Raw genomic sequence first — 14,478 nt, 5'->3', positions numbered from 1 at the left:
CACCGCACCGTCCGCTACGCGAGGCGGTCGAGCAGCCAGCGGGTACCGCGGACGGCGGCGCCGGCCGCCTCGACCCGCGCGGCGAGGCCGCGGTCGCTCGTCACGACGGTGACGGGAGCACCGGATGCGGCGGCACGCTCGGCCTGCGCGACGATCTCGTCGTCGCCGGCACCCTCGGCGCGGACCACCGTCAGCGGAGCATCCGTCGCCGCATCCTTCGCCTGCCCCTCGAGCACCACGACGGTCTCGGGGTACCAGGTGCGCTCGGGGAGACCGAGCGCCTCGCCGTCGACACCCGCCGCGCTCCAGGCGCCGACCCGGTCGAGCAGGCGTCCGGCGGCACCGGCGCGGTCGCGCCACCAGCCGTCGGGCACCGAGCCGACGACGTTCGCCGCGTCGACGACCACCACGGGCCGCACCTCGAGGAGCGGGCGGAGTACCCGCCACGACTCGGCGAACGCGGGATGCAGCGGGTACCCGTCGACCTCGTCCACCGGCACCCACGCGAGTTCCAGGCTCTCCGGGTCGCTGATCACGGGTTCGAACGGGGCGACGACCTCGGCGACGACGGTGGCGTACGACCAGTAGCCGAGGTCGAACACGCTCTGCAGCACCGGGCGCACGGCGGCCGCGGGCACGCCCGCCTCCTCGGCGGATTCGCGGAGCGCGCCGTCGACGGCGGATTCGCCCTCGTGCCGGGCGCCGCCGGGCAGCGCCCAGGTGCCGCCGAAGTGACTCCAGGCGACGCGGTGCTGCAGCAGCACGCCGCGGGCGGGGTCGTACGCGAGCAGCCCCGCCGCCCCGAACCGGCCCCAGTACCGCTCCCCGGTGGGGGCGACGACCCACGCGTCGCCCGGGTTCCGGGGGCCGTCGGGTCGCCGGGGTTCGCCCGGGACAGGTGGTTCGATCGTCACGTCGTCAGCCTTCCACACCGTGTGTGACGGGCGCATGTCGCCCGTCACACTCAGCGCTGGCGGCGCTCCCGCACGCGCATGTTGACCACGATGGGCGATCCCTCGAAGCCGTAGATCTCACGGAGGCGCCGCTGGATGAACCGGCGGTAACCCGGGTCGAGGAACCCGGTGGTGAACAGCACGAAGGTCGGCGGGCGGGTGCCAGCCTGGGTGCCGAACAGGATGCGGGGCTGCTTGCCGCCGCGGAGCGGGTGCGGGTGCTCTGCGACGAGCTCCGAGAGGAACGCGTTGAGCTTGCCGGTCGGGATGCGCTGGTCCCAGGACTCGAGCGCGGTCTCGAGGGCGGGCACGAGCTTGTCCAGGTGCCGGCCGGTGCGGGCGGAGATGTTCACGCGCGGCGCCCACGACACGTGCGCGAGGTCCTGCTCGATCTCCCGCTCGAGGTAGCGGCGCCGGTCGGCGTCCTCCAGCTCGGGGGTGTTCAGCAGGTCCCACTTGTTGAACGCGAGCACGAGCGCGCGTCCCGACTCGAGCACCATGTCGATGATCCGCACGTCCTGCTCGCTGAGCGGCTGCGACACGTCGAGCACGACGACGGCGACCTCCGCCTTCTCCAGCGCGGCAGAGGTGCGCAGCGACGCGTAGAAGTCCGCGCCCTGCTGCAGGTGCACGCGGCGGCGGATGCCGGCGGTGTCGACGAGGCGCCAGAGCTTGCCGCCGAGCTCCACGATCTCGTCCACCGGGTCGCGGGTGGTGCCGGCGAGGTCGTTGACGACGACGCGCTCCTCCCCCGCGGCCTTGTTCAGCAGAGAAGACTTGCCGACGTTCGGCCGGCCGAGGATCGCGACGCGGCGCGGACCGCCGATCTCGTGCTTGGCGACCGCCGAGACCTCCGGCAGCACCGTCATGATCTTGTCGAGGAGGTCCGCGACGCCGCGGCCGTGGATGGCCGAGACCGGATGCGGCTCGCCGAGGCCGAGGTTCCACAGCGCCGCCGCCTCGGGCTCCTGCCGCGCGTCGTCGATCTTGTTGGCGACCAGCAGCACGGGCTTGCCGCTGCGGCGGAGCATCTTCACGACGTGCTCGTCGGTGGAGGTCGCACCGACCATCGCGTCGACGACGAACAGCACGACGTCGGCGAGGTCGACGGCCACCTCGGCCTGCGCGGCCACGGACTTGTCGATGCCGCGGGCGTCGGGCTCCCAGCCGCCGGTGTCGACGAGCGAGAAGCGCCGGTCGAGCCATTCGGCCTTGTAGGTGACGCGGTCGCGGGTCACGCCGGGGGTGTCCTCGACGACCGCCTCGCGGCGGCCGAGGATGCGGTTCACGAGCGCGGACTTGCCCACGTTCGGCCGTCCCACGATCGCGACGACCGGGAGCGCCGGCAGGAACTCCACCACGCCGTCGCCGGCGGTGAGTCCGGCGAGCAGCTCGGCGTCCTCCGGGTCGAGGTCGTAGTCCTCGAGCCCGGCGCGCAGGGCCTGCGCCCGCTGTTCGGCCTGGGCCTCGTCGATGCCTGCGAGCTTCTCGGCGAGCTGGTCCGGCCCGCCTTCGTATTCGTCCTCAGCGCCCATCGCGCACCTCCAGGGCGGTCGTGATCACGGCGAGTACCGCCGCGACCGTGCCGTCGAAGTCGAGGTCGGTCGAGTCGACCACCTGCACTCCGTCGGCGGCTGTCATGAATTCGGAGACCGTCGCGTCGGCGGCGTCACGGCGCTGCAGCGAGGCGGCGACGGTCGCGGCATCCTGTCCGCCCGTCTCGGCGTGGCGGCGCGCGGCCCGCACCTCCTCGGCGGCGGTGAGCAGGATCCGCACGGGCGCGTCCGGCGCGACCACGGTCGTGATGTCGCGGCCCTCGACGACGACGCCGGGCCTGCCCGACTCGGCCATGAGGCTCCGGAAGAGCGCGGTGGCGGCCTGACGCACGAACGGGATGCGGGCGACGCCGCTGACCGCGTCGGTCACGCGGGGCTCACGGATCGCGGCGGTCACGTCGGTGCCGCCGACGTGCACCCAGAAGTCGTCGGGGTCGAGGGAGACCCGGTAGTCGAAGTCGCCGAGGATCTCGACGACGGCGCTCGCGTCGGACGTGTCGACGCCGCGGTCGAGCGCGTGCCAGGCGAGCGCCCGGTAGGCGGCGCCGGTGTCGAGGTAGCCGTAACCGAGGGTGCGTGCCACCGCCTTCGAGACGGACGACTTGCCGCTGCCGGCGGGTCCGTCGACGGCGACGACGGTCGTCCCGTCGGGGCGTGGGTCAGTCATTCGTGGTGCTCGCAATCTTCCATCCGCGTGCGGTCAGGCCCTCGGCGGCGGGCTGCGCGGCAGCCGGCACGACGCTGATCTCGGCGAGACCGAACTGGGCGCCCGGCGAGTGCTCGAGGCGCAGGTCCTCCACGTTCACGCCGAGCTCGCCCAGTTCGCCGAAGAGGCGTCCGAGCTGGCCGGGGGTGTCGTCGACGAGGACGATCACGGTCTCGAACCGACGGTTCTGACCGTGCTTGCCGGGGAGGCGTTCGACGCCCTGGTTGCCGCGACGGATGGTGTCGGCCACGGCCCGGCGTGCGCCGGGGGCGTCGGGGGCGCGCAGCGCGTCGGCGACGGCTGCGAGGTCTTCGGCGAGGGCGTCGAGCACCTCGACGACGGGGGCGGCGTTCGCCCCGAGGATCTGCACCCAGAGTTCGGGTGCGGATGCGGCGATGCGGGTCGTGTCGCGCACGCCCTGGCCGGCCAGGCCGAGGGCCTGTTCGGGTGCGCCGACGAAGCGGCCGGCGAGGAGGCTCGCGACCAGCTGCGGCACGTGCGAGACGAGCGCGACCGAGCGGTCGTGCTCCTCGGGGCCCATCTCGATCGGGGTGGCGCCGAGGTCAAGGGCGAGCCCCTCCACGCGGGCGAGGTCGGCCGCGGAGGTCTCGCCGTCGCGGCACACCACCCAGGGGCGGCCGACGAACAGGTCGGCGCGGGCGGCGATCGCGCCACCGCGCTCGCGGCCGGCGAGCGGGTGCGAGCCGATGTACCGGCGGAGGTCCGCACCGCGTTCGCGCAGGCGCAGGTAGGGCTCGAGTTTGACACTGGCGACGTCGGTGACGACGGCCTCCGGGTACGCGCGCAGCTCCCGCTCGACGACGTCGGCGACGACGTCCGGCGGCACGGCCACCACGATGAGTCCCGGCTCGTCGCCGTCGCGGGCCGTCCGGCCGGCGCCGTAGTCGACGGCCAGCCGCAGCTGTGCAGGCGAGGTGTCGGCGAGCGCCACGTCGACACCGAGTGCGCTCAGGGCGTGACCGATGCTGGCGCCGAGCAGGCCGGCGCCGACGATGCGGACCGTGCCCGAGGTACGGGCGACGCCCCGCTCATGCGCGATCGTGGTCTGGCTCACAGGGTCTCCTAGCCGGCGGGCGGAGTCTGCTCCGCATCGCGGCGCGCGAGAGTCAGCAGCGCGCCCCGCTCCATCGTAGTCAACTCGCGTGCCCGCCCCGCCGGGAGGGTTCCCAGGTGGAGCGGACCGAACTGGCGCCGGACGAGCTCCTGCACCGGGTGACCGACGGCTGCCATCATGCGGCGCACGATCCGGTTGCGCCCGGAGTGCAGGGTGAGTTCGACCAGGCTCGACCCGGCGCCCGAGTCGAGCAGGCGAGCCTTGTCCGCGGCGATCGGGCCGTCCTCCAGTTCGATCCCGCGGGTGAGCTTCGCGATGGTCTGCGGCTGCACGCGGCCGGTCACCCGGGCGATGTACACCTTGGTCACCCCGAACGAGGGATGCGCGAGCACGTGCGCGAGTTCCCCGTCGTTCGTGAGGACGAGCAGGCCCGAGGTCTCGGCATCCAGCCGCCCGACGTTGTACAGGCGTTCCGGCCAGTCCTTCGTGAACCGGCGGAGATCGGGCCGGCCCTGTTCGTCCTTCATGGTGCTGACCACGCCGGTGGGCTTGTTCAGCATGACGTAGCGCTTGCTCTGGTCGAGCTGCACGGCCACGCCGTCGACGTCGACGAGGTCACGGTCGGGGTGGATGCGGCTGCCGAGCTCGGTGACGGTCACGCCGTTCACCCGGATGCGGCCGGCGACGATCATGTCCTCCACGACCCGTCGCGAGGCCACACCCGCGTTCGCGAGCACCTTCTGCAGTCGGACGCCCTCAGGCTGCGGCGTCTGCGCGTCGCTCATCGGATCCCTTCCTCGAAGCCGTCGGCGCCGTCGTCGAGCAACGGCGAGATCGGCGGCAGTTCGTCCAGTGAGTTGATGCCCAGGTGGGCGAGCAGCGCATCCGTGGTGCCGTACAGGATGGCGCCGGTCTCGGCGTCCTGTCCGACCTCGGTGATGAGGCCGCGCGCGACGAGCGTGCGGACCACCGAGTCGACGTTCACGGCGCGGATCGAGGCGACCTGACCGCGGGTGACGGGCTGCTTGTACGCGATGACCGCGAGCGTCTCGAGCGCCGCCTGCGACAGGCGCGACGGCGTCTGCGCGTTCACGAAGTCGGCCACGAGCTGGTCGTGGTCCTCCCGGACGTAGAGCCGCCAGCCGCCGCCGACCTCACGCAGTTCGAACCCGCGACGGGGGCCGCCGGTCTCACCGTCGTAGTCGGCGACGAGTCCCTCGACGGCCTGGCGGACGGCGGGGACGGGCGCCGAGACGGCGGTGGCGAGACTCACGAGGCTCTGCGGCTCGTCGACCACGAAGAGGATGGCCTCGAGGCGGCGGGCGAGCTCGGTCTGGGGTGCGTCATCGGTCATAGTCGGCTCCGAGGGTGGCGAGGTTCTCGTCGGACCAGCGCTGCGCGCTCCAGCGCAGCGTCAGCTCGCCGAGCGGTTCGAGTTGCTCGAACGAGAGCGCCGCGTGGCGGTACAGCTCCAGGATGGACAGGAAGCGGGCGACGACGACGCCCGGGGCGGTGACCCCGGCGATGAGCTCGCGGAAGGTGAGGGTGCCGCGCTCGCGCAGCAGGGTCACCACGACGGCCGCCTGCTCGCGGATGCTGACGAGGGGCGCGTGCAGGTGGTCGAGCCCGACGTGCGGGATCTCCTTCGGCGCAGTCGCGACCATCGCGAGTGCGGCGAAGTCCTGCGGCGTGAGCGTCCAGACGAGTTCGGGCACCTGTCGGCGGTGCTTGTCGTCGATGCGGACGTCGCGGGTGTGCCGGCGTCCCTCCCGGTCGAGGCATCGGGCGAACCAGGCGGAGACCTCCTTGAACGCCCGGTACTGCAGGAGCCGGGCGAACAGCAGGTCGCGCGCTTCGAGGATCGCGACCGACTCGGCGTCGACGAGCTCACCCTGCGGCAGGAGTCCGGCGACCTTCATGTCGAGCAGGGTCGCGGCGACCACGAGGAACTCGGACGCCTCGTCGAGGTCGGACTCGGGGCCGAGCTCGCGCAGGTAGGCGATGAACTCGTCCGTCACCTTGCTGAGCGAGACCTCGGTGATGTCGAGTTCGTGCTTGCTGATGAGGCTCAGCAGCAGGTCGAAGGGCCCGTCGAACACCTCCAGCGAGACGCGAAAGCCCGCCTCCTGCTGCGCTTCGCCGTCGGGCGCGGCTTCCATCGCCGCCTCCGGCGGGGTTCCGCCTTCGTCAGGCGACGGCGCCACGGGCGACCAGCTCCCGCGCCAGGCGCAGGTAGGCCTGCGCGGCCGCGTGCTCGGGCGCGAACTGGGTGATGGGCATGCCCGACACCGACGCGTCGGGGAACTTCACGGTGCGGCCGATGACGGTCTCGAGCACGTCGTCGCCGAACGCCTCGACCACCCGTTCCAGCACCTCGCGGGAATGGAGCGTGCGCGGGTCATACATCGTCGCGAGCACGCCGTCCAGGGTGATGGCGGGGTTCAGCCGGTCGCGCACCTTGTCGATCGTCTCGATGAGGAGGGCGACGCCGCGGAGGGCGAAGAACTCACACTCGAGCGGGATGAGCACGCCGTGGCTCGCGGTGAGCGCGTTCACGGTGAGCAGGCCCAGCGAGGGCTGGCAGTCGATGAGGATGACGTCGTACTCCCCCGCCACCTGCCGGAGCACGCGGGCGAGGATCGTCTCGCGGGCGACCTCGTTGACCAGGTGCACCTCGGCGGCGGAGAGGTCGATGTTGGCCGGCAGCACGTCGAGGTTCTCGACCGCGCTGTGCACGATGGCCTCGTGCGCGTCGCGCTTGGTGTCCAGCAGCAGGTCGTACACCGTGGGGATGTCGTGGGTCGGGATGCCGAGACCCGCCGACAGCGCGCCCTGCGGGTCGAAGTCGACCGCGAGCACCTTGCGCCCGTACTCGGCGAGCGATGCGGCGAGGTTGATGGTGGTCGTCGTCTTGCCGACGCCGCCCTTCTGGTTGCAGAGGGCGATGATGCGGGCGGGACCGTGGGAGGCGAGCGTCGGCGGGGTCGGGAAGCCGTGGTACGGGCGTCCGGTCGGCCCCATCGGGGTGTCGTCCTTCCGGGACGCCGTCCCTGTGCCCTTGCCTGCGCGCTCCGCCACCGTGCTCCTGCTCTCCCGGGTCGTTCCATCGATTCTAGCCAGGCCAGGGCCCGGAACGCGGATGCCGTGCCGCGCCCGGGCGTGCCCGCATCCGTCCCGGGGGCTCAGCGCGCCCGCGGATGGGCGGACGCGTACACGTCGCGGAGTGCGTCGACGCTGACGTGCGTGTAGATCTGCGTGGTCGCGACCGAGGAGTGACCGAGCAGTTCCTGCACGACGCGCACGTCGGCGCCGCCCTGCAGCAGGTGGGTCGCAAAGGAGTGGCGGAGGGTGTGCGGCGACACGTGCGCGGTGAGGTCGGCGACCTCCGCGGCACGCTGGATGACCGCCCAGGCGCTCTGGCGCGACAGCGGCGCGCCGCGCACGCCGAGGAAGAGCCGGGGACCTCCCTTGCCGCGGAGCGCGAGGGCGGGCCGCGCCCGGTGCAGGTAGGCGTCGACCGCGGCGCGGGCGTACGAGCCGACCGGGACGATGCGCTCCTTCGAGCCCTTGCCCCGCACGCGCAGGACGTCGCCGTGGGCGAGATCGTCGACGTCGAGCTGCACGACCTCGGAGACGCGTGCGCCGGTCGCGTACAGCAGTTCGACGAGCGCCCGGTCGCGCAGCGCGGCGGGGTCGCCCGGCGCGTCGGTGCCGGGCTCCGGCCCGGCCGCGTCGAGCAGCGCCTGCACCTGCTCGATCGTCAGCGCCTTCGGCAGTCGCTGCGGCAGCTTCGGCGGGCGCAGCCGCGCGGTGGGGTCGACATCGGTGATGCCCTCGCGCACGAGGAACCGGTGCAGCCCCCGCACCGAGGACTGCAGCCGGGCGATGCTGGAGGCCGCCGGCGGCGGGGACGCGGACGCGCGCTCCGCCGCGAACCCGGTGACGTGCGCGGGCGTCACCGCGCCGGTGTCCTCGACACCCTGCGCGGTGAGCCAGTCGAGGTAGCCGGCGAGGTCGCGACGGTACGCGTCGACCGTGTGGTCGGCGAGCCCGCGCTCGATCGCGACGTGACGCAGGTACACGTCCACGGCACGGTCGAGCCGCACGTCAGGCCTCCGCGTCGCGCCTCAGCCGCTCCGCCACGGCCAGCACGCCGGTCGCGAGGATGCCGTTGCGCATCCGTCCCGCCATCACCGCGTCGACCGCGTCGGCCAGCGGCACCCACTCGAGCCGCATGTCGGCCTCCTCGTCCTCGCGCGCGAACGCCTCCCCCACCGGGTGGAGCCCACGGGCGAGGAAGATGTGCACGACCTCGTCGTTGCCACCGGGCGTGGTGAACACGCTCACCAGTTCGTCCCACCGGTCGGCCGACAGGTCGGCCTCCTCGGCGAGCTCACGGCGGGCGGTGTCCAGGGGCGACTCGCCGTCGACGTCGAGGAGCCCGGCGGGCACCTCCCAGTCGCGGTGGCGGATCGGGTGGCGGTACTGCTGGATGAGCAGCACCCGCCCGTCCGCGTCGAGCGCGATCACCGCGGCGGCACCCGGGTGGGCGACGTACTGCCGCCGGATGCTGCCGCCGTTGTAGCGCACCGTGTCGTCGCGGACCTCCCACACCGCACCGGTGTACACGAGTTCGCTGGAGACGACGTCGGCGACGACCGGCTCGTCCCGCAGCTGCTCGGCGGGCGCGTCGGTCACTGCGCCGCGGCTTCCTCGACCTCGAACAGCTCGCTCGAGCGGTGACGCTCCAGCGCCGCCCCGATGAGCCCGCGGAACAGCGGGTGGGCCGAGGTCGGGCGCGAGCGGAGCTCAGGGTGGGCCTGCGTGGCGATGTAGTACGGGTGCACGTCGCGAGGCAGCTCGACGTACTCGACGAGGTCGAGGTCGGGGTTGATGCCAGAGAACACGAGCCCCGCGTCCGCGATCTGCGCACGGTAGGCGTTGTTCACCTCGTAGCGGTGACGGTGCCGTTCCGAGGCGCGATCGGCGCCGTAGACCTCGGCGGCGATCGAGCCCTCAGCGAGCGCGGCCTCGTACAGGCCGAGCCGCATGGTGCCGCCCAGGTCGCCGCCGGCGAGGATGTCGACCTGCTCGGCCATCGTGGCGATGACCGGGAACTCGGTGTCGGGGTCGAACTCGCTCGACGAGGCGCCCGGGAGCCCCGCGACGTTCCGCGCGTACTCGATGACCATGCACTGCAGGCCGAGGCAGATGCCGAGCGTCGGGATGCCCTGCTCGCGCGCGAACTTCAGCGCGCCGAGCTTGCCCTCGATGCCGCGGATGCCGAAGCCGCCCGGCACGATGATGCCGTCGACGTCGGCCAGCGCCTTCGCAGCGCCTTCCGGGGTCTCGCAGGTGTCGGACGGGATCCACGTGATCTTCACGTGGGTCTCCTGCGCGAAGCCGCCGGCCTTCAGCGCCTCGGTCACCGACAGGTAGGCGTCGGGGAGGTCGATGTACTTGCCGACCAGGCCGATGGTGACCTCGTGCTTCGGGTTGTGGACGGCGTTCAGCACCTTCTGCCAGCGCGACCAGTCGACCGCGGCCGCCTTGCCGAGGCCGAGCGCGCGGACGATGTAGTCGTCCAGGCCCTGCTCGTTCAGCATGGTCGGGATGTCGTAGATCGAGGGGACGTCCACCGCGTTCACCACCGCGGCCTCGTCGACGTCGCACATGAGCGCGATCTTGCGCTTGTTCGACTCGGTGACGGGGCGGTCGCTGCGCAGCACGAGCGCGTCGGGCTGGATGCCGATCTGGCGCAGCGCCTGCACCGAGTGCTGGGTGGGCTTGGTCTTCTGCTCGCCGGAGGCGCCCATGAACGGCACGAGCGAGACGTGCACGAAGAACACGTTGTTCCGGCCGAGTTCGTGACGGATCTGGCGCGCCGACTCGATGAACGGCTGCGACTCGATGTCACCGACCGTGCCGCCGATCTCGGTGATGATGACGTCGGGGCGAGGCTGCTCGTCGGCCTGCAGCCGCATCCGTCGCTTGATCTCGTCGGTGATGTGCGGGATGACCTGCACGGTGTCGCCGAGGTACTCGCCCCGGCGCTCCTTGGCGATGACCTGCGAGTAGATCTGCCCGGTGGTGACGTTGGCCGCCTGGCTCAGCTCGATGTCGAGGAAGCGCTCGTAGTGGCCGATGTCGAGGTCGGTCTCAGCGCCGTCGTCCGTGACGAAGACCTCGCCGTGCTGGAACGGGTTCATCGTCCCGGGGTCGACGTTCAGGTAGGGGTCAAGCTTCTGCATGACCACGCGCAGACCGCGCGCGGTGAGCAGGTTGCCGAGACTGGCGGCGGTCAATCCCTTGCCCAACGAAGAGACGACACCTCCGGTCACGAAGATGTGCTTGGTGGTGTCGTCGAGGTTGCCGTGGAGACCTGATCCAGAAGAGTTCGTCACGGGCTTCCATCCTATCAGTGGCCGGGGTGGGCGAGCGCGAGGAGTTCCCGCGCGTGTTCGAGGGCGGCGTCGGAGTCGGGAAGACCCGACAGCAGCCGCGCCATCTCCGCCTCGCGGTCGGCACCCGTGAGGGCACGGACGCTGGAGGCGGTGACCGAGCCGTCGCTCTGCTTCAGCACGGTGAGGTGGTTGTCGGCGAAGGCCGCGACCTGCGCGAGATGGGTCACGGCGATGACCTGGGCGTTGCGGGCGAGGGTCGACAGGCGCCGGCCGACCTCGATGGCGGCCTTGCCGCCGATGCCGGCGTCGACCTCGTCGAAGACGAACGTCGGCACCGGGTCGGTGCCGGCGATGACGACCTCGATCGCGAGCATGACACGGCTGAGCTCACCGCCCGACGCGGTCTTCGCCACGGGTCTGAGCTCGGCACCCGGATGCGGAGCGAGGAGGATCGCGACGTCGTCCCGGCCCGCGGCGGTTTCGGCGGCGGGGGTGACCGCCACCTCGACACGCGCGTCGGGCAGTGCGAGCGCGTGGAGTTCCGCGCTCACCGCCGCCCCGAGCCGATGGGCGGCCTCGGTGCGCGCCGCGGTGAGCGCGTCGGCTGCACGGTCGAGCCGCTCGCGCGCCTCGGTCAGCTCGGCCTCGAGCCGTTCCACGCGGGAGCCGTCGTCCTCGAGTTCCGCGAGGCGGAGCGCGCCGTCGCGGGCGAGCTCGAGGGCGGCGTCGATGCTGCCGTGCGCGCGGATGAGCGCACCGAGTGCGGCCTGCCGCTCCTGGACGGCGGCGAGTTCGTGCGGCCCGGCGTCGTCGAGGTCGGCGAGGTAGCCGGCCAGGGCCGTGGCGAGGTCGGTCGCGCGGTAGCCGAGTTCGGCGACCTGATCGGAGAGCTCCGCGAGGGCCGGGTCGGTGAGCCGTTCGAGGGCTCGGCGCGCCTCGGCGAGGAGGGTCACGACGTCGGGCGCGTCGTCCTCGGCGGACAGCGCAGCATGGGCGAGAGCCGCCCCGGCACGGAGCTCCTCGACGTTCGCGAGACGCTCGGCCCGCGCGGCGAGCTCCTCGTCCTCCCCTGGCTGCGGGTCGGCCGCCTCGATGAGCTCGAGTGCCTCGCGCAGCTCCTGCGCCTCCCGCATCCGGTCGTCCCGCGTCCGGGTGAGTTCGTCGAGTTCGGCGGCGATCGCCCGGGCGCGGTCGAAGGCCTCGCGGTACAGCGCGGCGGCGGATGCCACCGGCTCCCCCGCGAACCGGTCGAGCGCGTCGCGCTGCGCGCCGGCGGAACGCAGGCGGAGCTGGTCGGACTGCCCGTGGACGACGACGAGGTGGTCGGCGAGGTCGGCGAGCACCCCCGCGGGCGCGGCGCGGCCGCCGACGGACGCACGGCTGCGGCCCTCGGCGGTGAGGGTGCGCCCGAGGAGCAGTTCGGCGCGACCGTCGCCGATGGGGTCGAGATCTCCCCCGGCCTCGGCCACGCGGTCGGCGACCGGACCCTCCTCGGGGACGACCCAGACGCCGTCGACGACCGCCTGCGCAGCGCCGGAGCGCACCGCGCCGGAGTCCGCACGCTGACCGAGCAGCAGCCCGAGGCCGGCGACGACCATGGTCTTGCCTGCACCGGTCTCACCCGTGATGGCCGTGAAGCCGGGGCCGATCGGCAGGGTGGCCTCGGCGATCACCCCGAGGTCGCGGAGCCGCATCTCCTCGATCACGGGCGGGCACCTCCGGGCGTGGTGTCGGGGCCGCGCCACCCCGCGACGGGCAGGTGGAACTTCTGCACGAGCCGCTCGGTGAACGCGGACGGGTGGAGCCGGGCCAGCCGCACCGGCTGCGCTGAGCGACGCACGACCACACGCGCACCGGGCGGCAGCTCGTGCGAGCGGCGGCCGTCGCACCAGAGGATGCCGGTGCCGTCCGTCCGCGCGAGGAGCTCGATCGCGACCGCGGCCTCCGGACCGACGACGAGGGGCTTCGCGAACAGCGCGTGCGCCGACAGCGGCACGACCGCGATCGCCTCCACGGTGGGCCAGATGACCGGCCCTCCGGCGGAGAAGTTGTACGCGGTGGACCCGGTGGGGGTCGCGACCACGACGCCGTCGCAGCCGAAGCTCGAAAGCGGCCGGGCGTCGATCTCGATGACCACCTCCAGCATCCGCTCGCGGCTCGCCTTCTCGACGGTGGCCTCGTTCAGCGCCCAGGTCTCGTAGATGACGTTACCTGCGGCGTCCTTCACCCGCACCGACAGCGCGAGCCGCTCCTCCACGCGGTAGTCCCTGGCGACGGCGCGGGCCACGGCCTCGTCCATGTCGTCGCGTTCGCTCTCGGCGAGGAAGCCGACGTGCCCCATGTTGATGCCGAGCACGGGCGCGGAGCCGGGGCGGACGAGTTCGGCGGCGCGGAGGATCGTGCCGTCGCCGCCGAGCACGATCGCGAGTTCGATGTCGGTCGGGTCGACGTCGACGCCGAGCGCCGGCAGCGCCGCGTACTCCGGCACGAAGGCGCTGAGCTCGTCCCGGTCGTCCGCGGCGAGGACGGGCAGTGCGCCCGCCGCCTGGAGGGCGGTGATCACCCGCTGCGCGGCGTCGACGGTGTCATCGCGGCGCGCGTGCGCCACCACGAGGATGTGCCGCTCGTCGCCGTTCATTCCGTTCCCGTCACTCGTCGGACCGTCGCCATCCATTCTGTCGGACTGCTCCCCTGGTCCACGCCGAACCAGGCCAGGTATTCCACGTTCCCGTGGGTGCCCGGCAGCGGGGAGCCGCAGACACCGCGCGTACGCAGGCCCTGATCCCAGGCGGACCACAGCACGGTCTCGACCGCCTCCGCCCGGAGCACCGGGTCGGTGACGAGCCCACCGCGCACGGCCGTGCGACCGACCTCGAACTGGGGCTTGATCAGCAGCACGACGTCGGCGTCGTCGGATACGACCGCGCGGACGGCGGGCAGCACGTGCTGCAGCGAGATGAACGAGAGGTCCCCCGTGATGACGGCGGGCCGTTCGGCGACGCCGGTGGCGCCGCGCAGCGACTCCGGCGTCATGAAGCGGACGTTGAAGCCCTCGACCGGGACCACGCCGGGGTCCTCGGCGATCGCCGGCGCGAGCTGGCCATGACCGACGTCGACGGCGAGGACGCGCTCCGCACCGCGTTCCCGGAGCACCTGGGTGAACCCGCCCGTCGAGGCACCCATGTCCAGGGCGAGGCGGCCGGCGACGTCGATCCCGAAGGCGTCGAGGGCGGCGAGCAGCTTGTGGGCCCCACGGCTGACGTAGTGGTCGGCCCCGGCGACCAGCAGTTCGTCGTCAGGGGCGACGGATGCGGAGGCTTTGACGACGGAGCGGCCGTTCACCGTGACGAGGCCGTCGGCGATCAGCGTGGACGCGTGGGTCCGGGATCGCGCGAGACCCCGTGCCGCGAGTTCGGCGTCGAGGCGCGGCGTCATGCCTGCGCGGGCGACGAGTCGAGGCGCTGCGTGAGTTCGTCCAGCAGGGCGGCGTAACCGGCGGCGCGCTGGGCCAGCGGCTGCTGCTCGATCACCTCGAGCGCCGGCAGCAGGCCGTCGGCTGCGGACTGGCCGGGTGCGCCGGGCGCGGGCTCGGGGGCGTCGCTGGACATGCCCTCCAGGATACGCGAGGGGCCCGACGCCCGGCGGCGTAGCGCGTTAACGAGAAAGAGCCATCCCAGCGTTGGGATGGCTCTTTCACGAAAGAAGTTCGGCGGTGTCCTACTCTCCCACAGGGTCCCCCCTGCAGTACCATCGGCGCTGAGAGGCTTAGCTTCCGGGTTCGGAA

15 protein-coding genes and 1 rRNA gene are annotated in these 14,478 nt (G+C 72.6%); all 16 read right to left on the bottom strand.

Going from position 1 to position 14,478, the window contains the following annotated elements; genetic code table 11:
- Window positions 1-14: 14 nt before the first annotated feature.
- Window positions 15-914, bottom strand: coding sequence for an NUDIX domain-containing protein (locus ACWAUO_RS04115; RefSeq protein ID WP_460773316.1), 900 nt, complete (start codon window positions 912-914; stop codon window positions 15-17).
- Between the two features lie 50 nt (window positions 915-964).
- Window positions 965-2,488, bottom strand: coding sequence for a ribosome biogenesis GTPase Der (der, locus tag ACWAUO_RS04110; RefSeq protein ID WP_460773314.1), 1,524 nt, complete (start codon window positions 2,486-2,488; stop codon window positions 965-967).
- Window positions 2,478-3,176, bottom strand: a complete 699-nt coding sequence (gene cmk / locus ACWAUO_RS04105; protein ID WP_460773313.1) for a (d)CMP kinase — start codon at window positions 3,174-3,176, stop codon at window positions 2,478-2,480. The genes der and cmk overlap by 11 nt, the downstream gene beginning before the upstream one ends.
- A complete protein-coding gene (locus ACWAUO_RS04100; protein WP_460773311.1) occupies window positions 3,169-4,290 on the bottom strand; it encodes a prephenate dehydrogenase in 1,122 nt (373 codons plus the stop codon). The genes cmk and ACWAUO_RS04100 overlap by 8 nt, the downstream gene beginning before the upstream one ends.
- Before the next feature lie 8 nt (window positions 4,291-4,298).
- Window positions 4,299-5,075 (bottom strand): pseudouridine synthase, encoded by a 777-nt coding sequence (locus ACWAUO_RS04095; protein WP_460773310.1) that lies wholly within the window; start codon window positions 5,073-5,075, stop codon window positions 4,299-4,301.
- Window positions 5,072-5,644 (bottom strand): SMC-Scp complex subunit ScpB, encoded by a 573-nt coding sequence (gene scpB, locus ACWAUO_RS04090; protein ID WP_460773308.1) that lies wholly within the window; start codon window positions 5,642-5,644, stop codon window positions 5,072-5,074. The genes ACWAUO_RS04095 and scpB overlap by 4 nt, the downstream gene beginning before the upstream one ends.
- Window positions 5,634-6,494, bottom strand: coding sequence for a segregation and condensation protein A (locus ACWAUO_RS04085; RefSeq protein WP_460773307.1), 861 nt, complete (start codon window positions 6,492-6,494; stop codon window positions 5,634-5,636). The genes scpB and ACWAUO_RS04085 overlap by 11 nt, the downstream gene beginning before the upstream one ends.
- Window positions 6,478-7,311, bottom strand: coding sequence for a ParA family protein (locus ACWAUO_RS04080; protein WP_460774347.1), 834 nt, complete (start codon window positions 7,309-7,311; stop codon window positions 6,478-6,480). Before ACWAUO_RS04080 ends, ACWAUO_RS04085 begins: the two co-directional genes overlap by 17 nt.
- 161 nt (window positions 7,312-7,472) lie before the next feature.
- A complete protein-coding gene (gene xerD, locus ACWAUO_RS04075; protein ID WP_460773305.1) occupies window positions 7,473-8,396 on the bottom strand; it encodes a site-specific tyrosine recombinase XerD in 924 nt (307 codons plus the stop codon).
- Window position 8,397: 1 nt separating this feature from the next.
- Window positions 8,398-8,988, bottom strand: coding sequence for an NUDIX domain-containing protein (locus ACWAUO_RS04070; RefSeq protein WP_460773304.1), 591 nt, complete (start codon window positions 8,986-8,988; stop codon window positions 8,398-8,400).
- Complete coding sequence (locus ACWAUO_RS04065) at window positions 8,985-10,694, bottom strand: CTP synthase (RefSeq protein WP_460773302.1); 1,710 nt, start codon at window positions 10,692-10,694, stop codon at window positions 8,985-8,987. The genes ACWAUO_RS04070 and ACWAUO_RS04065 overlap by 4 nt, the downstream gene beginning before the upstream one ends.
- A 14-nt stretch (window positions 10,695-10,708) precedes the next feature.
- Complete coding sequence (gene recN, locus ACWAUO_RS04060; protein WP_460773301.1) at window positions 10,709-12,400, bottom strand: DNA repair protein RecN; 1,692 nt, start codon at window positions 12,398-12,400, stop codon at window positions 10,709-10,711.
- On the bottom strand, window positions 12,397-13,332 hold the full coding sequence (locus tag ACWAUO_RS04055) for an NAD kinase (RefSeq protein WP_460773299.1): 936 nt from the start codon (window positions 13,330-13,332) through the stop codon (window positions 12,397-12,399). Before ACWAUO_RS04055 ends, recN begins: the two co-directional genes overlap by 4 nt.
- Window positions 13,329-14,129: a TlyA family RNA methyltransferase gene (locus ACWAUO_RS04050; protein ID WP_460773298.1), complete on the bottom strand. Its 801-nt coding sequence runs from the start codon at window positions 14,127-14,129 to the stop codon at window positions 13,329-13,331. The genes ACWAUO_RS04055 and ACWAUO_RS04050 overlap by 4 nt, the downstream gene beginning before the upstream one ends.
- Window positions 14,126-14,302: a hypothetical protein gene (locus ACWAUO_RS04045; protein WP_460773296.1), complete on the bottom strand. Its 177-nt coding sequence runs from the start codon at window positions 14,300-14,302 to the stop codon at window positions 14,126-14,128. Before ACWAUO_RS04045 ends, ACWAUO_RS04050 begins: the two co-directional genes overlap by 4 nt.
- A gap of 96 nt (window positions 14,303-14,398) precedes the next feature.
- Window positions 14,399-14,478, bottom strand: a 5S ribosomal RNA gene (gene rrf / locus ACWAUO_RS04040); the annotation flags it as partial.

The organism is Microbacterium sp. GXF7504 (assembly GCF_054798235.1).
Note: the sequence above shows the minus strand (reverse complement) of the source record. Positions and strands in the feature narration are given on the sequence as shown.